This window comes from Pseudoalteromonas phenolica, from assembly GCF_005886345.1.
Taxonomy (GTDB): Bacteria; Pseudomonadota; Gammaproteobacteria; order Enterobacterales; family Alteromonadaceae; genus Pseudoalteromonas; species Pseudoalteromonas phenolica_A.
This window is the reverse complement of sequence record NZ_PNEC01000013.1, coordinates 74682-93813: the sequence shown is the minus strand read 5'-3', so window position 1 is coordinate 93813 and position 19132 is coordinate 74682. Positions and strand designations below refer to the sequence as shown.

Annotated in this window: 16 protein-coding genes; 8 read left to right on the top strand and 8 right to left on the bottom strand. The window is 39.7% G+C overall.

Annotation, left to right across the window (positions count from 1 at the left end; genetic code table 11):
* Positions 1–238 precede the first annotated feature (238 nt).
* Complete coding sequence (locus CWB72_RS06920; RefSeq protein ID WP_171037236.1) at positions 239–2308, bottom strand: beta-propeller domain-containing protein; 2070 nt, start codon at positions 2306–2308, stop codon at positions 239–241.
* 176 nt (positions 2309–2484) lie between these two features.
* Here CWB72_RS06920 and CWB72_RS06915 point away from each other — a divergent pair, with 176 nt between their 5' ends.
* The 4 genes from CWB72_RS06915 to CWB72_RS06900 are packed head-to-tail and all read left to right on the top strand — an operon-like array spanning position 2485 to position 5736.
* The gene (locus CWB72_RS06915; RefSeq protein WP_171037235.1) at positions 2485–3411 is read left to right on the top strand and encodes a MipA/OmpV family protein; all 927 of its coding nucleotides are present in this window, start codon (positions 2485–2487) and stop codon (positions 3409–3411) included.
* On the top strand, positions 3401–3811 hold the full coding sequence (locus tag CWB72_RS06910; RefSeq protein ID WP_130254771.1) for a DUF3019 domain-containing protein: 411 nt from the start codon (positions 3401–3403) through the stop codon (positions 3809–3811). Before CWB72_RS06915 ends, CWB72_RS06910 begins: the two co-directional genes overlap by 11 nt.
* Positions 3811–4500: a response regulator gene (locus CWB72_RS06905; RefSeq protein WP_138567715.1), complete on the top strand. Its 690-nt coding sequence runs from the start codon at positions 3811–3813 to the stop codon at positions 4498–4500. Before CWB72_RS06910 ends, CWB72_RS06905 begins: the two co-directional genes overlap by 1 nt.
* Positions 4501–4515: 15 nt before the next feature.
* The gene (locus CWB72_RS06900) at positions 4516–5736 is read left to right on the top strand and encodes an ATP-binding protein (protein WP_138630163.1); all 1221 of its coding nucleotides are present in this window, start codon (positions 4516–4518) and stop codon (positions 5734–5736) included.
* Between the two features lie 74 nt (positions 5737–5810).
* Here CWB72_RS06900 and CWB72_RS06895 read toward each other — a convergent pair whose 3' ends face one another.
* From CWB72_RS06895 to CWB72_RS06885, 3 genes are all read right to left on the bottom strand, one after another.
* Complete coding sequence (locus CWB72_RS06895) at positions 5811–6350, bottom strand: hypothetical protein (RefSeq protein ID WP_138630161.1); 540 nt, start codon at positions 6348–6350, stop codon at positions 5811–5813.
* A 130-nt stretch (positions 6351–6480) separates the two neighbouring features.
* Positions 6481–6894: an alternative ribosome rescue aminoacyl-tRNA hydrolase ArfB gene (gene arfB / locus CWB72_RS06890; protein ID WP_138567718.1), complete on the bottom strand. Its 414-nt coding sequence runs from the start codon at positions 6892–6894 to the stop codon at positions 6481–6483.
* A 186-nt stretch (positions 6895–7080) separates the two neighbouring features.
* Positions 7081–7383 carry a hypothetical protein gene (locus tag CWB72_RS06885; protein ID WP_138630159.1) on the bottom strand — a complete coding sequence of 101 codons (303 nt, stop codon included), beginning with the start codon at positions 7381–7383 and terminating at the stop codon, positions 7081–7083.
* A 123-nt stretch (positions 7384–7506) separates the two neighbouring features.
* Here CWB72_RS06885 and nhaR point away from each other — a divergent pair, with 123 nt between their 5' ends.
* The 4 genes from nhaR to CWB72_RS06865 all read left to right on the top strand — a co-directional run bounded on the left by nhaR (position 7507) and on the right by CWB72_RS06865 (position 10819).
* Positions 7507–8400, top strand: coding sequence for a transcriptional activator NhaR (nhaR, locus tag CWB72_RS06880; protein ID WP_138567719.1), 894 nt, complete (start codon positions 7507–7509; stop codon positions 8398–8400).
* A gap of 83 nt (positions 8401–8483) precedes the next feature.
* A complete protein-coding gene (locus CWB72_RS06875) occupies positions 8484–9416 on the top strand; it encodes a class I SAM-dependent methyltransferase (RefSeq protein ID WP_138630157.1) in 933 nt (310 codons plus the stop codon).
* A gap of 449 nt (positions 9417–9865) precedes the next feature.
* Positions 9866–10330 (top strand): GNAT family N-acetyltransferase, encoded by a 465-nt coding sequence (locus CWB72_RS06870; RefSeq protein ID WP_138630156.1) that lies wholly within the window; start codon positions 9866–9868, stop codon positions 10328–10330.
* A 120-nt stretch (positions 10331–10450) separates the two neighbouring features.
* Complete coding sequence (locus tag CWB72_RS06865) at positions 10451–10819, top strand: response regulator (RefSeq protein WP_138630154.1); 369 nt, start codon at positions 10451–10453, stop codon at positions 10817–10819.
* 68 nt (positions 10820–10887) lie between these two features.
* Here the strand turns inward: CWB72_RS06865 and CWB72_RS06860 are convergent, their stop codons facing one another.
* From CWB72_RS06860 to katG, 4 genes are all read right to left on the bottom strand, one after another.
* On the bottom strand, positions 10888–13035 hold the full coding sequence (locus CWB72_RS06860) for a prolyl oligopeptidase family serine peptidase (RefSeq protein WP_138630152.1): 2148 nt from the start codon (positions 13033–13035) through the stop codon (positions 10888–10890).
* 206 nt (positions 13036–13241) lie between these two features.
* Complete coding sequence (locus tag CWB72_RS06855) at positions 13242–15518, bottom strand: aminotransferase class V-fold PLP-dependent enzyme (RefSeq protein ID WP_138630150.1); 2277 nt, start codon at positions 15516–15518, stop codon at positions 13242–13244.
* A gap of 270 nt (positions 15519–15788) precedes the next feature.
* A complete protein-coding gene (locus CWB72_RS06850; RefSeq protein ID WP_212747879.1) occupies positions 15789–16514 on the bottom strand; it encodes a transporter substrate-binding domain-containing protein in 726 nt (241 codons plus the stop codon).
* Positions 16515–16678: 164 nt separating this feature from the next.
* Positions 16679–18967, bottom strand: a complete 2289-nt coding sequence (gene katG / locus CWB72_RS06845) for a catalase/peroxidase HPI (protein ID WP_138630146.1) — start codon at positions 18965–18967, stop codon at positions 16679–16681.
* Positions 18968–19132: the final 165 nt, after the last annotated feature.

The window sequence follows — 19132 nt, the reverse complement described above, 5'->3', positions numbered from 1 at the left end:
GTACTTTCTTTTCCCTTGAAAAGTAAGCTGGTGACTAATATCCCGTATTAGTTATCAGTAAAGTTTCAGTTAAAGAGTACGCTAGAGGTGGAGGGTTTTCTCAGTTTCCCTCCGCCTTTTTTATTTCCTATTTGTAAAGCCCCTTTACAAAATTTTCTTATATCCATTTGCAAAAAAAAAGCTGGCAATTGCCAGCTTTGAAAACTCCCCTTAGGGCATCATGCGTAAACCTCGTATCTTAAAGTGGTCCTTGATTGTCACTTGGTGTTTGCCATAAGCTATGCCAAATATAATTGCCATGAATGTAATACAGATCATCACTGTGTATGACCGCTCTATCTAACCCACCCCAAACATAAGGTTGTGTATCAGCGCTAATATTTTCGTAATTTACTTTACTGCTGCCTAAATAGTTTAGTGCTGATGAATCGGAAGTGTTAATTTCAAAGGCGGCTAATTCACTGACCCTACGCCATTGATATAAAGAGTCGTCATTAGTTTCACTTTGCCATTTCTCGACAGGCATCGTGAAGCGAAGTAAATTCTCATCAAAATTTAAAAAGCTAAGCGATTTATAGTCCCACTCTGCTGGAGTGTATGCATTAGCAAAAACTTTTTCATTTATCACTTGTGGCGAAGAAATGTCTGAAATATCAAATAAAGTGACCTTAGCGCCATTTTCAACTTCTTGAGCACTTGGATCCTGCCAGTTTTGAATGTTTTGCCCAATACCCAGTAATAAATGTTCATTAACAGGGTGCAGGTAAGCAGAGTAACCAGGTATTTCTAATTCACCAGCGATTATTGGCTTTGTTTTATCAGATAAATCTATGACATATAAAGGATCCACTTGTCGAAATGTCACTATAAACGCTCTATCTTGGGCAAATCTTACGGCATAAATATCTTCATCAACTAATCCTTGAGCATTGGTTTTACCAATGGGTTGTGGTTGTGTGTCGTTAGGTAAAGATGCAATACTGACCAGCTTGTTGTCCTGCTGTTCCAGCACAAAAAGTTGGTGTTTTAAAGGTGAGAATCCTGCTTGCTGATTAAATGGCAAATTGGTTGTAGTGACAGCTCTTAAGTCCCCTTCGAACTCGCTAAACCGTAAATTTCTCTGCCCCCAACCTAAGTGCCCTTCTATTTCTCCGGTTGCTGCGTAGTTCATGGTCTCATCTGAGAGGTTGAATTTATGAATAATGGTTTTATTAACACCGTCGCGATAAAAAGTCCCATGGGTATACAGAGAGTTTTCTGATGCATAAATGCCATGCACACTGGTGTTTATGCATAAAGACTCTCTCTGTTCAGGATTAGTTAAATCTATTTTAGTAATGGTAATAAGGCTATCAAAACCATCTAAATCCGTCGTATCCGAAGAGATATAACAATTATCAGGGGTTACTAACTCAGCGCTGGTATTGTTTTCTGTATCAGTAATGTTTGGAGTTAAAGCTGCAACTTGCTCAGCGGTAAGCTTTTTATAATTTTCTAGTACTGTGTCTTTGTCAGTATTAGATGTATCGAAGTCATTGAAGTGAGGGTGATAATTGCTAATAAGGTAAAGCTTATTGTCTATGACTCTGCTGTCTATTAGCCCGCCTTCAATTTTAAATTGATGTTTTATTGCTGCTTGACCGGGCTGGCTTATATCAACAAAGCTTAACTCAAACTCAGCGCCCCCGTAATAAAAGTAAGGCTCTGACGTATTTACTACATCTGAGGTTGCTATTACAGCAGGCTCTGACGTTCCTGAAGTGAAGTAGCTAGGCGAGTAGTCTACTATTGCTAGAGTGTTGTCATGTAAATACAGTTGTTGATCTGACCACTGGCTATCGGAATATGGTAGAGTTTGAATTTGGTTCAATTCACCTTCCACATCCCTTTGCATGACACGGATATAGTGCTCCCCTTGACTCGAGTCATTATCGATATCATTTGCTGAATGTGCGGCAATAAATAAAAGTTCACCGTTATATTTTATGCGGTCGGCCTCATCGACCGTTTGTTCTTGTTGATTCGTTTGTGAAAAGTCTTTTGGCAAGGAAGGTGACGCGACAGCATCTTGTTCTGTTTGCCCAGAATTAGGAAGCTGCTCTTGGTAGCGCTTGAATATACCGTTTTTTAAGTTTTGCGAAAACTGAGATTCAGATGCTTTGATTAAAGGGGAAGAAGATACAGAGATAGCATTTAGCTCTGGTACTTTTTCTACTTCAACAGGTGGTTTTTCGTCATCATGTGAACTCCCTCCACACCCTGTCAATATTGTAAGGGTTAATACACTGAGAATATGTTTGTTTTTCACAGTAGGCTCCAGAATGTTATTTGACTAAAAAAAATACTAATAGAGTTCTAATGCTAACGGGCTTTGTCAATATGTCTGTTACTTTGTTCGAGTGAAATGTTATTTAATGTAACTGAGCATGAAAAAAATGACTGGGAATGGTAAATTAGCGTAATGGAATACAAAAGGGTTTGACTTTGAAGCATTTTTTTCTTTTGGCTGCATTAGCTGTCCCCTCTATTGGCGTTTCAGCAGAGCAATCATTATGTACCGACACAAATGATGAGTGCGTTGCAGTAGGTCAGTGGCAGATATCGCTTGCTGTCGGCGGAGGGGTATTAACCAACCCTGTGGTAGGCGGAGATAATATTCCGTTATTGGTTGTACCTTACGTTAGCTATTACAACGAACGCTTTTTTTTAGAAAATACCACCATAGGCTATACTTTTTCTGATGCCCCTTCATTTGATTTAAGTGCAATACTTGAGCTCAATGGTGAGCAAAAATACTTCAATAGCTTACATGCAGGAAACATTATCGGTGTAGAAAGCGCTTCGTTTAATGACAGTGAGGTATTAGACCCGACCTCAAGTGACTCTCAAGATTTTAAAGATATTCTTCCTGATATTAGAAACCCCAATGCGCCTAAAAAACTCCCTTCTACCGATGATATCAGTGAGAGAGATTGGGCTATAGACGGCGGGTTGCTAGGTAACTGGTATATAGGTAACGCTCATAATATCTCGGCGCAATGGCTTTACGATGTGAGTGGCGTCTATAAGGGGCAGCATATTAAAGTCAGTTATAAGTATCGTTTTCAACCATCGGAGCAATGGCCTGCTAAAGTTATGTTGTCGATGGGAGCGCACTGGCAAAGTGATGAACTGATAGATTACTATTACGGTATCGATAAAGAAGATGATGTCTCTAGGGCGTATTACTATCGTGGACAGCAAGGTATTTCTACTTTTATCGGGCTGGCACTAAACTATAGACTCAATCCTGATTGGCAACTTAAGTTTAGTACTAAGAGAACATTCTTAGCCAATGAAATTCAAAATAGTCCATTAATTACCGAAAAATACCAGGATTATTTATTCATTGGGGGGCAATATGACTTTTAAGTGCCTCTCTTCTGTTTTAATAGGCGTCTTGCTATCATCAAACGTCAGTTATGCTCAAGAATCAACCGACGCAAACACGCAACCTCAACTCTCTTTTTCCATTAAACCTGTCACTTGTGTTGTGAAAAGCCTGGGAGAGCAATGTGAGATGAAAGCGCGTGTAACCTGGCAAGTACCAGAATCATTAGATATCTGTTTATTTCAAGATCACAAGTCTCTTACATGTTGGAAAAAACGTAGTAAAGTCGACGAGTTTATAACAGTTAAACTTAGTAAAACCATGGTATTCAGCCTCAAAAACAGTCACCAAGAGACAGTGTTAGAGCAAACCGTTAAAGTGCATGCGATGAATAGTCAAAAATATCGTCGCAAATTAAAATCCAATTGGAGCCTATTTTAATGTCAAAAGTAATCTTAGTTGAAGATGATGAAAGATTAGCTTCATTAACAGCGCAATTTTTACAGGGAAACGGATTTGAAGTTGATGTGGTACATGATGGTGCACATGCTGCTGAAACCATTATTGAAAGCCAGCCAGATATTGTGATCTTAGATATTATGCTGCCAAACCAAGATGGTTTTAGCATTTGTCGAGCTATTCGCAATGAATACTTTGGTCCAGTGCTTTTCTTAAGTGCTAAAGACAATGACTTTGATCAGGTTAAAGGCCTCGAAATAGGTGCCGATGATTATGTTATTAAACCTGTAGAGCCTTTTGTATTGCTTGCTCGATTAAATGCCTTACTCAGACGATGCACTACCGAGAAAAAAGAGCTAGATACACTTGTACTAGGTAAATTGCAGATAGACAAAGCCGACAGACGAGTTTACCTAGAAGGTGAAGAAGTTGAGCTGACAAGTTATGAATTTGACTTATTATGGACTCTTGCCAGTAATGCGGGTGAAACTCAAAGTCGAGAATATATCTATAAGCATGTGGTTGGTAGAGAATATGATGGCTTAGATAGAAGCGTGGATGTACGTATTTCACGTTTGCGTAAAAAGCTAGGTGATAACCTTGAACAGCCTTTCAGACTCATCACAGTATGGGGTAAAGGTTATTTATGTTCTAAGTCAGCTTGGCAATAAAAGAAATAAAAAGTAATGATAAAACTGCTTTTTAGCCTTTATTTGTTTGTTTTTGTATCGATTGTCGCAATTAATCAGGCCAGTGAATATATCTGGAAGAACTGGGTAGAACATACACCCGATGAATTTAGCCATGCTAAGCAAGTTGCAAAAACACTGCAAGCTCACCTTGCCGATGAATTACAACTTCAGCCTCAATTAAGAGGGTTAGACATTGATAGCATAGCTTGGTTGCCAGAACAAAGAGCTGAACTTTTAAATGCTGAGATAATCACAACGTATGACGAAAAAGGTCATGCGTTGTTGTCTTTTTTGCTAAAGGATAAAGTCACTTTGGTGCAGTTAGGACCTTTTTTACCTGCTGCCCCTACTTCCAAGAAGATTTATCTTTATAAGTTCTTTTCATTTTTGATTCTATGTATGTTGTTGGTGCTTTGGCTAAGGCCTTTATGGCTAGATCTAATGCAATTTAAGCGAGTTACAGAGCAATTAGCTGAAGGTGATTTAAACGTTGAGCAAAAAACATCTCGCTTTTCTGCAATTTCGGATTTAACCGAGCAATTTCATGTTATGGCCTTGAAAGTTGCAAGTTTGATGGCGGATCAAAAAGAATTAGTGAGCGCGGTCTCTCATGAGTTGAGAACACCTCTGGCGCGGCTAAAATTTGCTTTGGCGATGCTTCATCAAACACACCATGAGCAAATTGCAGGTATGCAAGATGATGTGCAAGAAATGGAAGGCTTAATAGAAGAAATGCTGGGTTATGCTCGCCTTGAGATTGCTGGTGAGAACCTAGAGCAGAGCCCATTTAACTTAACAGAATTAGTTAATGAGCAAATTTCAAAGCTTCAGGCTGTCAGTCAAAAAGTCTTTAGTGTAGAAGTTGATGAAGATATTACCATCAATGCGAATGCACATTATATCGCTAGAGTGTTGCAAAACTTACTGCAAAATGCTGATAAGTATGGCAAGAGTAAAATTGCAGTGTCGCTTCACAAGCATTCAGAGGCTATAGAATTCAGTGTATCTGATGATGGCGAGGGTATATCAGAAGATAAGCGAGAAGCTGTATTTACGCCTTTTGTGAGAGTAGATAAAAGTCGCAACAAGCAACTTGGCGGATATGGCTTAGGTCTTGCCATAGTGCAAAAAATACTACATTGGCATAAAAGTAAGTGTGTTATTGAAGACAGTCATTTGGGAGGCGCAAAGTTTAAAGTTGTATTTCCTGATTAAACAGAGTGCTTAATTAAACTTGGCAAATTTGAAAAGCCCCTTCTCGTCTGAGTTGGGGCTTTTAAGTTCTGAAACTACTCAAACTCTAAAGTAATGTAATTGGTGACAAATGGATCAATGGTAATTGTACCTGTAGCATAGGACTTTCTATCAACACCTCTAGTTTGAGCTTTAATGTAGTACTGACCAGCTGGTAGTGTGATATTCTTATTATAATTAGAGTCAAATTTTGTACTTGTATTGACTAACCAGCCTTCTGGTGAATACTCATATAGATAGCCCTCGAAGGCGACATTGCCAATGCGAGGGTGAAAAGAACGCTCTATTGTGAGTCTAGTCTTATCATTTGGGTTACGTTCGGATTTACTAATTGTTGATTGCCCATAATCTCTAGATGTTTTCTTGGCATCGAGTATGTAAATCTTTTCACGCTTTACCGAATAATTACCAGATTGATTAGGTGTATTTGTTACAGGAGCTGATGGGCTTGTAGAACCAAGGATACCGTTTATTGCACCATTAACACCGTCTTTTACAGTTCGCTCGACAGTTGTTGTTGAACAGCCTGATAGTGCTGTAATAGCAGTGAATAATAACGCGAGTTGAGATTTCATATTTCGTCCTAGTCGTTTTTGGCTTACCTTAATCTTAAAAAGTCTAATACTTTTTAACTTCATTATTATTAAACAATTTTATAACTAACTGCAATAATTTAATCACCAAAATAGGGGCAAGAAGGATTAATTAGTAATCAACTCGTTTACGTAACTGCTTGGTTTTACCTTTTTTAACTTTGCTATCAACGCGTTTTCGCTGAGAGCTACGGGTAGGTTTTGTATCTCTACGTGCCTTTTGAACTTTGATGGCATCCAAAATAAGGGCTTTCAATCGCTCTAAAGATTCTTCTTTATTCATTTCTTGGCTACGGTGTGATTGTGCCTTGATCACAATCACGCCTTCTTTAGTGATCCTAGAGTCTTTGAGGGCCAGTAACCTCTCTTTATAAAAGGAGGGAAGTGAAGAGCGTTTAATATCAAACTTTAAATGGATTGCTGTAGAGACTTTATTTACATTTTGCCCTCCAGCACCTTGCGCGCGTATTGCTGAAAACTCTAATTGCCAAGCTGGAATTTCAACATTGTTTGATAAAACTAACATAATAACTGTCTCTACTTGTTTGTCAGAGGCAGTTTAACATGTCGCTGTAAATAGGCTAAATAAACGGTGATGGCATTTAGAATAACAGTAAAAAATAACTTAAACACTGAGTTATTAATCAGTAGGTTTACTGCTCTCAGTCTGTATAAAAATCATGGCGTCCTTGCCACGGCAAGTGCTTGGGAATCAATGACCCAGCTGGTATTTATGCGCCAGCTGCTGTTGTGAATACTGTAAAGCGCGCTTGGTTGCTTGGATTAAATCTTTACCTCTGGCTTTTATCTGCATACTTGGCAGGCCAGGTAATAATAATTCAATGCTGCATTGTTTCATTGTTGATTGTTTATCTTGTGGAATGTCTTTGACGCTAATGGTGATTTTACGAATGTTGTCACTGTATTTAGCTAATTTGTTATTCACCAGTCTAGAAATCTGCATTTTTGTCGCAGCATTCTGTAATTTGTCTTGTAGCGTCAAAATAAGTTTCATTGTTCAAATTCCATGCAGTTTATAAAGTTTTATCGCGATATATTGCAGCGATGGAATTAATCTACTAATGTAATAGAAAAGAAAAAAGCTGATTAAATCTTATTTAGGGTTCGGTGAAATCGAATGATTACCAACATTAATTATAATCACCTCTATTATTTTTGGCAGGTGAGTCGTCATGGCAGTATTGCAGCAGCCAGTAAAGTTTTGCATCTCACACCACAAACTGTGAGTGCGCAAATTACCAGTTTAGAGCATAGATTGGGTAAACCTTTGTTTTTAAGAGAAGGGCGTGGACTCAGATTAACTGAGTTTGGGCAAGTAACTAAACAGTACGCCGATGATATGTTTGCGATTGCTGAGGAGTGGCTCGAAACAACTCAGGGTGATATGAGTAATGTCTCAAAAACATTACGAGTGGGGATCTCTGATTCTCTGCCTAAGTCTTTAGTGTCAAAGTGGTTGGCTCCATTGATTGAGAATGAGCGAATTTCAAACTTGCATTGTATCGATGGCCAGCAAGCTGAATTATTAGCTCAAATGGCTACCCATAAGTTGGATTTAGTTTTGGCTGATAAGCCACTAGATAGCAGTTTGCCATTCAAAGCATTTTGTCATGAAATAGGTAAAAGCCAATTGGGTTTTTTTGGCAAAGCCAATTTACAAAACAGTGCCCAAGGTCAATTCCCAAATTCATTAAGTGAACTTCCTGTGATATTACCGGCCAAGACAAGTCCAGTAACCAATGCAATTAAGTTTTGGTTAGAAGATCTTGAGCTTGAGGTTTCTGTTGCGGGTCATGTGGACGATAGTGCATTAATGAAGGCATTAGGTGAACAAGGGTTTGGTATTTTTCCAGCGCCTTTATCTATTAAGCAAGAAATACAAAAAGCACATGATGTCACTTACCTGGGTAGTATAGAAAATGTGTATCAGCATTATTATGCATTTACGCCAGATAGGTTAATTAAAGACTCAATCTATTCTGAGTTTGTTAAAAACGCGCAAAGTTGCTAGTTGACTCAACATATAAAATCATTCATTGGGGCTTTTGTTGTTTACCAGTACAATAGCCCCACATTAATTTTTTTGAGCCGATTATGCAGTTATCCGCCCTTTCCTACCTTGATACGCATTTAGCTAATATCACACCACTTCCAACCGAAATTCGTCGCTTATTTCATGGCCGAGGTCGTGCTTATGATGGGCTTGAGCAGTTAACAATTGATTGGCTAAACGGGCAAGTATTGATTTCTTTATTTAAAGAAGTTGATGCTCATTTTATTGCTGCGCTAAAACGACATGTTGATACTTGGTTGGCATGGAGTGCTTGGCACTCTCAAGTGCAAAGTGTGTTACTACAGCACAGATATCAATCAGGCGCACCAATCGAAGTATTATTTGGTGAGCTACAAGCTCAGCAAAATGTGACTGAAAATGGGTTAACTTTCCGTCTAGATCTAGGACAAAAGCAGAATAATGGGTTGTTTTTGGATATGCGTTATGGCCGAAAGTGGGTGCTAGAGAATAGTCGTAATAAGCGGGTGTTAAATCTATTTGCCTATACTTGTGGTTTTTCTGTCGCCGCAATAGCTGGAGAGGCAACAAGTGTTGTGAATCTAGATATGGCTAAGGCTGCATTATCTAAAGGACGGCAAAATCATCAGTTAAATGAGCATGATTTAGCGGCAGTTAGCTTTCTTGGGCACGATCTTTTCAAGTCCTGGGGCAAAGTAAAAAAATATGGCCCATATGATCTGATTATTATTGATCCTCCTAGTTTTCAAAAAGGGAGTTTTGCGTTAACCAAAGACTATAAAAAGATTTTAAGGCGTTTGCATGAGTTCTTGGCTGAAAATGGTCAAGTGCTTGCTTGTGTCAATGATCCTGATTTAACTACTCAGTTTTTGATTGATGAAATGGCTGAATATGCGCCGCAAATGACTTTTGAAAAGCGTTTAGATAATCCTCCTGAATTTGTTGATGCAGATCCTGAAGCGAGCTTAAAAAGCCTTTTGTTTAGCACTTCTTGACCTGTTTTATTACCCTGTCATTTTGTAAAGGGGCTTTACAAGGCTGAGCATTATTTACTGGATCAGTATTTGTCTAACCGAAACAACCTGTTTTAGTTTGTATTGTATTTAGGTCCGAACAGCTAGGTTTGATGTGGATAATGCTAGATTTTGCTATATATTTTTATAAATTATTGGCTTTTAGATTGAATTAATCGGCCTGTTTGATAGTCAAATATGATAACTAGAACATATTTTTACTAACTAAAAATAGAGACGCTAATTTAACCCTTCTTACTTGATTTCAGAGAAGGTGTTTTAAATTCAATCAGTATAGAGATTGATATTACTGATCTACACTAACTTTTAAGTTAAATAGTTGTTTATATCAGTTAAATTAACTTGTTCATTTATTTCTAGCAGGTATAGTTTGTGGCTGCTTTTAGATATCAAATAGGATTTGACACAACATGCAATTAGTCGACTTAAACCCAGAAGATCCCAATGTGATCGATGTTTTCTCTGAAATTGACCGACTAATGAATACTTTGTACCCTATTGCCAGTGATCAGTCATTGGCGTTAAGCGAGTTACGGCAGCCAAATGTGCGTGCTATCGGATTGCAAAATGAAGATGGCATTGTTGCATGTGGTGCGATAGTTAAACAGTTTGATCAAACCTTATATGGTGAACTTAAACGTTTATACGTTAAACCTGCCTATCGTGGCAAAGGCTTGTCAAAAAGAGTCATGCAGACACTCTTACATTATGCTGGTGAAGCACAGATCCCGATGATGCGCTTAGAAACAGGCTCAGGGCAATCTGAGGCGATAAGCTTATATGAAAGCTTAGGATTTAAACGATGTGAACGCTTTGGTTTATATCGAGACAACCCCCTTAGTGTATTTATGGAATTACCTCTCAATAAAGCATAATTTAAAATAGTATATGTAAGGCGCTGTAATGGCGTTATCAAGATTTCTGCAGTAATTTCTCTATCATGTTCTATATTTATTATTGATAGATTAAAGCTGTTTAGTAGGGAGACTTTTCTAATGAAGGTACTCGTTGTTGATGATATGGTGGCTATGCGTCATGTTATGATGAATATGTTGAGGCACGTTGGATTTAAGCAATTAGATGAAGCGGTTGATGGTTTTCAAGCTTTGGGGATGCTAAAAAATAATCAATATGATTTGGTCATTACAGATCTTAATATGCCCAAAATGGATGGTCAGCAACTACTTAAATCGATCCGAAATGATCAAGCGCTAAAAGACACTCCTGTGATCATGGTAACTTGTGAAAACGACAAGCAAAAAGTACAGCAAGCCTTATTAGAAAAAGTAAGCGGTTTTATTTTGAAGCCTTTCAACTTACAGACACTTGAAAAGCAGCTCTCAAGGCTAAGAGAAGCAGTTTAACCTTTCATTTCAGTCAATAGAAAAGAGCACCAGATGGTGCTCTAAATCTTTTTGTGTTTAAGCAAGTATTATAGCTTTGTCACACCCATATTATGTAATGTGAACCCAAAGATATCGGCGTATTGGTCGATGATCTTGCTGGTCGGTGTACCCGCGCCATGACCTGCATTCGTTTCAATACGAATAAGCGTTGGATTTAAACCTGTTTGCTTGTCTTGTAGTTCAGCTACAAATTTGTAAGAGTGAGCAGGTACTACGCGGTCATCATGATCGCCTGTTGTTACTAGTGTCGCTGGATACTGCACACCCGCTTTTACATTATGAACAGGTGAGTAGTTTTTAAGATACTTGAACATTTCTTTGCTTTGTTCTGCTGTGCCGTAGTCATACGCCCAACCTGCACCTGCTGTGAACGTGTGATATCTCAACATATCAAGTACACCAACAGCTGGCAGTGCAACTTTAAACAGCTCTGGACGCTGCGTCATTACAGCACCGACTAATAGGCCACCATTTGAACCACCATTCAAAGCAAGCTTTTTGCTCGACGTGTAGTCTTTGTCAATTAGGTATTCAGCAGCGGCAATAAAGTCATCAAAAACATTTTGTTTCTGAAGTTGTGTACCCGCTTTGTGCCAGTTTTTACCATATTCACCACCGCCACGAATATTTGCTACCGCGTAAACACCACCCATTTTCAACCATGCAGCTCGAGATGAACTAAATGAAGGCGTAAGACTGACGTTAAAACCACCGTAACCATACAAAATAGTAGGGTTTGAACCATCAAGTTCTAAGCCCTTCTTGTAGGTGATGATCATAGGCACTTTGGTGCCGTCTTTTGAGGTGTAGAATACTTGCTTTGATTCGTAGTTGTCAGGGTTAAAGTTAATTTCAGGCTTTTGATAAACTTCAGACTTACCTGATTTGATATCTAACTTATAAGACGTAGTTGGTGTTTTGTAGTTACTAAAAGCATAATATAAAACTTCGTCATCTTTCTCACCACGAAAACCGTAAGCTGTGCCTACACCAGGTAGTTCAATCGTACGAACTAAATTACCTTTTTTATCAAACTGCTTTACTTTAGATACGGCATCAACCATGTATCTTGCAAAGATATAACCACCACCTATACTTGGGCTTAGTACATTTTCAGTTTCTGGGATAAGGTCTTGCCAGTTAGCTGGTGCAGGATTGTTCGCATCAACGGTAACAATACGTTTATTTGGGGCGTTAAGGTTAGTCACTAGAGTTAGTTTACTGCCTTCGCTATCCATCACATATGTGTCTGAATTGGTGTGATCAAGAATAGTAACGAGTTTGCTATTAGGCTTAGTTAAATCTTTGATGAATAGCTTGTTGCCAGAAGTCGAAACACTGGCAGAAATAATGAGATAATGTTTATCTTTGGTAACGCTCGCGCCAACATAACGATGTTTTTCGCTTGCTGTTGCGCCATAAATGACTTTATCTGCTGACTGAGGCGTGTTTAGTTGGTGGTAATATACTTTATGCTGATCAGTTTTTGCTGATAACTCGCTGCCTTTTGGTTTGTCATAGCTTGAGTAATAAAAACCCTCATTGCCGTACCAAGAAATGCCACTGAACTTCACATCAACTAGCGTTTCGCCAATTTGTTTTTTGGTTTCAGTGTCTAATACAATGACTTTACGCCAGTCACTACCGCCTTCAGAAATTTGGTAAGCAACCAGTGACCCATCTTCGGTAAAGCTAATGCCCGCTAAAGAAGTTGTACCATCTTCACTGAACGTATTTGGATCTAAGAATACTTCTGGCTCACCATCTTCAAGTTGGCGATAAAGTACATATTGATTTTGTAAGCCATCATTTTTGTAGAAATAAGTGTATTTGCCTTTTTTAAATGGCGTGCCGATTTTTTCGAAATCCATTAACTCGGTTAAAGTTTCTTTGATTTGATCGCGGTAAGGGATATTAGCTAAGTAATCAAACGTTGTGTTATTTTGCGCTTTTACCCATTCAGCCGTTTCTGCACTCATATCATCTTCTAACCAACGGTATGGATCAGCAACTTGTTGACCGAAGTAAGTATCTACCACGTTATCTTTACGTGTATCAGGGTAAGAAACTTGTGTTTTATTTTGAACTGCCACGTTTGAATCAACTTGTTCGTTTGAGCTATTACAGCCTGTCAGTGCGATTGCCACAGACAGTGCAAATGCTTGCTTTAGCATAGTGTATCCCTTGTTTATTGTTTTATAACACGAGTCTAGCACTAAGGTGGTGATGGAAGAAATGAGTTGAGATAAAACAATGTCAATAAAATCAATTGGTTAATGATTTTATTGGCATTGTTTTACGAAAGCAGGGTTGTAAAGGGGGTTAACAAGGCAATGAACCTCATTTAGCACATTACCTTAGGGGAATATAATATGGAACGCTAGTGTGCTAGCGCGTAACCGCCTTTTAAATGCGCTACTTGGTCGAAGCCAAGTCTTGCGAGTGCTTGCGCGGCGACTGAAGAGCGGCTTCCACTGCGACAAACTAGTACCAGTGGTTGCGACTTATGCGGCTTTTGTGCAGCAATGAAATCAGCTAACCTTGTGAGCGGCACATTTTTATCAAACTGTTGTGCATGATTCAAAGCATATTCATGAGGTTCACGAATATCAATAAGTTGTACATTTTGATGTGTCTCTAAATGAGTTTGTAAAGTGTCTTTGTTTAACTCAATAAAGTGGTGTTTTTGTGTGCAACCGGTGAGTGCACCGCACATGATCTCTTGGTTTTTCTCATCATGGATTTGATTATCGAGTTGTACTTTTTGTTCGATAAACGTCTTTAAGGATAAGCTCTGTGTTAGCACGTCAGCAAGTAGCTTGTTACGCTTCATTTCGGCGTCTAAAGTTGTCACAAACTCATTGTTATAATCATGGCTAGGGCATAATAAACTGTCGTTCCCTAATAAGCTGTGAAGCAATGTAAGTGAATGGTACATCTTCTGAGTATCACTACTTTCAAAGTTTGTTCTACCAAGTGTTCCCATTAACACTAAATCACCGCAGAAGGTGTAAAGACTATTGATTTTACCTGCTGCGAGCTCATCTTTGTGACATAAGCTCATAGAGATGCTGTCTTCAGTGTGGCCCGGTGTGGCTACTTTTACTAATGCAAATTGACCGACTTCAATAAAGGCTAACTGATGCCCTGCAATCACTGTGGTTTCGCAGTGCTTAGGCCAACCTAAATGATCGGTTTTTTGAGCTGTTAATTCATCATTGAGGAGCTGCGTACGAGATGAAGCGTGATCTGCATGCCCGTGCGTATCAATAACCGCTTTTAGCTTCAAGCCTTGACACTCTATAACGGTTAATAAGCGTTGAGTTAATTCTGCTAGTGGCTCAATGATCACCGCTTCTCGGCTATCGCCATCAACGAATAACCAACAGCAGCTTCCGCCGACTTTAAACTGTACTAGTCCATCTAATGTTGATTTGTTGTCTAGTTCATTCATATTCACTAAGCAACTATGCCCCAGTGCTTTTGCACAATAGGCTATACGCTCACAAGCGTCGTTAATTTCATGCTGTGTTGCCGCTGGGCCAAAAGATAAACGTATTGCCGCCTCACTTTGCGCACGAGGAAGTCCCATTGCATCAAGTACAAAACTCCCTGTTACTTTTGAGCTACAGGCAGAACCTGAACTGACACGAATATTTGCGGCATCAAATAAGTCTAAAATCTCTTTAGCACTGAATCCTGGGATGGCGAAGTTCAATGTAGTAGGAACACTACAAGCAAAGTTATTGTTAAATACAATGGTAGGGAATGCAGTTGTTAAAGCTTCGGCCAGTTGCGCTCTGTAATGTGTGAGCGTTGCTTTATCTGCAAATGCGCCTGTGCCTTGCCCGAGTAACTCATCGAAAATCATATTCAAAGAGGCTAAACCTGGTAAGTTCTCTGTTCCTGAGCGTAGACCACTTTCTTGACCCCCACCTGCGATAAATGGGGTAAAAGGCGCTTGCTCGCGAATGTAAACAAAGCCGATGCCTTTCATGGCATAGAGTTTATGGCCACTAAATGGTGCGTAATCGATACTGGTATTGGTAATATCAAGTTCAACTTTACCGAGTGCTTGAACGCAATCAACCATCCAGAAAGTCTCGGGGTTGTTGCTTCTAATCACCTGCTCAAGTTTGCTTAAGTCTTGTTCAGCACCAGTTTCGTTATTGACGGCCATGGTGCAGATCATCAAAGCATTAGGCACTTCTTTGGCGATATAGTCCATATCTAACATGCCATCTTTATCAACCGGGATGGCTTTAATTTCAGCATGAATATCGAGAATATGATTCCAGTGCTTTAGAGATTCTGGCACGGCTTTATGTTCAGTCGCACCATACAAAATACAAGGCTTTTTCTCAGAGCTGTAGTTATGTTTAGCTTGATAAAGTGCAGACAATATCGCAGTTTGAATGCCTTCGGTTGCACCACTGGTAAAAATGACTTGTCCACTGCTTGCACCAATGACTTTGCGTGCTTTACCGCGGGTTTGTTCCATAATTTGCTTAGCTTGAAGACCCGTAATGTGACTACTACTCGGATTACCGAATTGGGTTTGCATCGTTTCTAATGCTGCTTGTGCAGCGGCTGGAAGTACAGGTGTAGTTGCATTGGCATCAAGATAGATTTGACTCAATTGCTGCTGCTCAGTCATGACATAGCCTTTATTTATATAAAAATGCGCCTATATTGCATTTTGTTATATCTAATTACTTAAAGGAATATTAAGGGGTTTTTGATGCTTATTCAACCATAAAGTTATTAAGGGTTTGTGTTATTTCGCAGCCGGTTAGCGAGTTTGTATTTTGAGCACAAGTTCATGCCTTTTGTGAATGAGTTTGAAAACAATATTGAGGAGATAGCCGAGCCCTAAAAATAGGTAGCTGATTCAAGAAACTGAAGTGTGGCTGTAATTAAGACAGGGCTAAGGTTTATTGTATTTGTTTTTTAGCTGCTCTCTTGCTTTGTCTATTTCTTGCCAAATTTGCTGAACAAGATGAGTGTTTTGTTTATAAAAATGTGTGTTAAATGGTAAATACCAAACAGTATCTAATAATTGTTCTTTGGAAGGTTTAATAACATCTGTGAGCTGATTTTCATAAAGTAGATGAAGGCCAATTAAGCGCTCTACCATATACCCATCTAATTTGCCTTTTGCCACCATTTTGAGACCTAACTCAGGGTCATATTGAAATGGACTTAACCAGTTTCTTTGATTTAATTCTTGCCAAACAACATATCCTAATGGCGCACCAATTCCTTTATTTGGTAAGTAGTCAGTCAGCGAAAATGTTGACGTTTGTTTTATAAAAACAGGATAAGTTGCCGTCCAGAGATGACCATTTTTGTAATTTGGAAAGGCATACTCTTGGTCTCTTTGCGGAGTTTTTATCATGGCAAATAAAGCGTGACTGTTACCTGCTTTGACATCTTTTTGACAGCGATTCCAAGGTTTGGCATCGAATTGCACGTCCACTTTGGCATTTTCAGTGGCAGTTTTTATGATATCGGTTAATAGCCCTTTAGCTTGGTTGTCTTGTTGATAAATGTATGGCGGGTAATTGTTTGCTTCATGACAAATTTTAAGCGTTGTACGTGCATAACTGTATGATGAAGTAAAATATAAGCAAACTACTGCACATAAATACAAGACATGCTTTAAGTTTATTCTGGAGAAGCCAGTTGCAATCATCAACAAGGTGTTTTGTGTGGTTATTTTATACAGACTATAGTTAATTTTGTGTATTAACTCTACAAGGTAGCGGCTTTTTGATGAAGAAAGAGCAAGAGTGAATCTCTTGCTCTATGAGAATCTTAAAGGTTGTGTCTTAAATCAAAGCGATCAAGCTGCATGACTTTGTGCCAAGCTTTGGCAAAGTCATCTGCAAACTTTTGTTTTGCATTATCATAGGCATAAACTTCCGCAATGGCTCTGAGTTCAGAGTTGGAACCGAACACAAGATCTACCGTAGTCGCAGTATATTGCTGCTGTCCACTCTTGCGGCTAAAGCCTTCATATAAGCCTTCTTGAGCTGACTTTTTCCAAACAGTCGACATGTCCAATAGATTAACGAAGAAGTCGTTGCTCAAAGCGCCTACATTATCAGTGAATACGCCATGGCTACTTCCATTACTGTTTGCACCTAAGACACGTAGGCCTCCTACAAGCGCCGTCATCTCTGGCACGGTGAGATTAAGCTGTTCTGCTTTGTCGACTAACATTTCGGCTGGAGAGCGATAGCTTTCTTTAGTATTGAAATAGTTTCTAAAGGCATCAGCTTTTGGCTCAAGTAGCGAGAATGAGGTTACATCTGTTTGTGCTTGTGTTGCGTCAGTTCTACCCGGTGTAAAGGGGATTGACACTGTTACGCCAGCATTGTCAGCTGCCTTTTCAACAGCAGCTGCACCACCTAATACGATGATGTCTGCCATAGACACTTTTTTATTGCCAGATGCTTTTCTGTTGAAATTGCTTTGCACAGTTTTAAGTTTACTTAACACCATGCTCAGTTCATCTGGGTTATTTACTGCCCAATCTTTTTGTGGTGCTAACATAATGCGCGCACCATTTGCCCCACCTCGCATATCTGACGCTCTAAAGCTTGCAGCTGAGCCCCATGCCGTTCTTATAAGCTGAGGGATGGTTAAACTTGTACGCAGAATATCGCGCTTTAAGTTCGCAATATCGTTTGCATTGACAAGCGTATGGTCGACAGCTGGTACAGGGTCCTGCCAAATTAACGCTTCACTCGGCACATTATCACCAAGGTAGCGAGCTTTTGGACCCATATCTCTATGTGTTAACTTATACCAAGATTTTGCAAATGCGAGGCGATATTCTTCTGGATTTGCTAAGAAACGCTCTGCTATTTTGCGATATTCAGGATCGTACTTAAGGGCTAAATCAGCGGTAGTCATAACCGGTGAATTAAATTTACCTTTCACATGTGCATCAGGGACTGAAGTATGTAGCGATTCATCGGTTGGGATCCACTGAATTGCACCTGCAGGGCTACGTGTCTGTTGCCACTCAAAGTTAAGTAAGTTTTGTAAGTAAAGTGTCGTCCAACGAGTCGGTGCTTGCGTCCACGCGCCTTCAAGGCCACTGGTCACAGTGTCTTCTGAGTGACCTTTACCACATTTATTTTTCCAGCCTAAGCCTTGCTCTTCAATCGCCGCACCGCCGGGTTCTTTACCCACACATTGGCCTGCTTTGTGCGCACCGTGCATTTTACCAAAGGTGTGACCGCCTGCGATAAGTGCAACGGTTTCTTCATCGCTCATTGCCATACGACCGAAAGCAACGCGAATATTTTTAGCTGAACCAAGTGGATCTGGCTTTCCTTTTGGACCTTCAGGATTAACATAAATTAGACCCATGTGCGTCGCCCCAAGAGGACGTTGTAGCTTACCGTCACGCTCCTCACGGTCACTGGCAAGCATTTCCACTTCAGGGCCCCAATAAACAAGATCTGGCTCCCAGTCATCAGTACGGCCGCCCGCGAATCCAAAGGTCTTAAAGCCCATGTTTTCAAGACCAACCGTACCAGCAAGTATTATTAAGTCACCCCAAGAGATGCTTTCGCCGTACTTTTGCTTTAATGGCCAGAGTAATCTTTTGGCTTTATCTAAATTACCGTTGTCAGGCCAGCTATTCAGTGGATCAAAACGCATTTGACCGCCATCACCACCGCCACGGCCGTCTAATGTGCGATATGTCCCTGCGCTATGCCACGCTAAACGAATGAACAATGGGCCGTAGTTACCCCAGTCTGCAGGCCACCAATCTTGAGATGTGGTGAGCAACTTATTCATGTCTTTTTTGAGTGCGGCCATGTCGAGCTTATTGAATGCGTCTGCATAATTGAAGTCAGTACCAAGTGGATTTGAGCGGCTGTCATGATCTCTAAGTGGCGACAAATCTAATTGTTCAGGCCACCAAAATTGATTCGATTTAGGCGTACCTACTGCAACATTACCAGTCCCCGTCGCACCTTTTGGTTTACTGATTTGTGGCGAGCTGGCGCATGCGCCTAAACTTAAAATACCGAGGCCAACAAAGGTGGCGATTACCGACTTACGAAACTGAGTGTGGATCTTCATTATGTTTCATCCTGTGCGTTAAATTACGTTCAACTTGATTGGCGTTAAGTGACAACATGAATGAAACGTAAAACCACTTTAATATCTAACTTAATAGGTCAGTTTTTAAATCACGTTTTGTTCTTTCATGTATCAAAACTTTGCACTCAAGTGTCCGGCTTGTTT

Coding starts and splice junctions, on each gene's coding strand:
- CWB72_RS06910 (WP_130254771.1), top strand. CDS start 3,401: ATGACTTTTAAGTGCCTCTCTTCTGTTTTAATAGGCGTCTTGCTATCA.
- CWB72_RS06905 (WP_138567715.1), top strand. CDS start 3,811: ATGTCAAAAGTAATCTTAGTTGAAGATGATGAAAGATTAGCTTCATTA.
- CWB72_RS06900 (WP_138630163.1), top strand. CDS start 4,516: ATGATAAAACTGCTTTTTAGCCTTTATTTGTTTGTTTTTGTATCGATT.
- CWB72_RS06895 (WP_138630161.1), bottom strand. CDS start 6,350: ATGAAATCTCAACTCGCGTTATTATTCACTGCTATTACAGCACTATCA.
- arfB (WP_138567718.1), bottom strand. CDS start 6,894: ATGTTAGTTTTATCAAACAATGTTGAAATTCCAGCTTGGCAATTAGAG.
- CWB72_RS06885 (WP_138630159.1), bottom strand. CDS start 7,383: ATGAAACTTATTTTGACGCTACAAGACAAATTACAGAATGCTGCGACA.
- nhaR (WP_138567719.1), top strand. CDS start 7,507: ATGATTACCAACATTAATTATAATCACCTCTATTATTTTTGGCAGGTG.
- CWB72_RS06875 (WP_138630157.1), top strand. CDS start 8,484: ATGCAGTTATCCGCCCTTTCCTACCTTGATACGCATTTAGCTAATATC.
- CWB72_RS06870 (WP_138630156.1), top strand. CDS start 9,866: ATGCAATTAGTCGACTTAAACCCAGAAGATCCCAATGTGATCGATGTT.
- CWB72_RS06865 (WP_138630154.1), top strand. CDS start 10,451: ATGAAGGTACTCGTTGTTGATGATATGGTGGCTATGCGTCATGTTATG.
- CWB72_RS06860 (WP_138630152.1), bottom strand. CDS start 13,035: ATGCTAAAGCAAGCATTTGCACTGTCTGTGGCAATCGCACTGACAGGC.
- CWB72_RS06855 (WP_138630150.1), bottom strand. CDS start 15,518: ATGACTGAGCAGCAGCAATTGAGTCAAATCTATCTTGATGCCAATGCA.
- katG (WP_138630146.1), bottom strand. CDS start 18,967: ATGAAGATCCACACTCAGTTTCGTAAGTCGGTAATCGCCACCTTTGTT.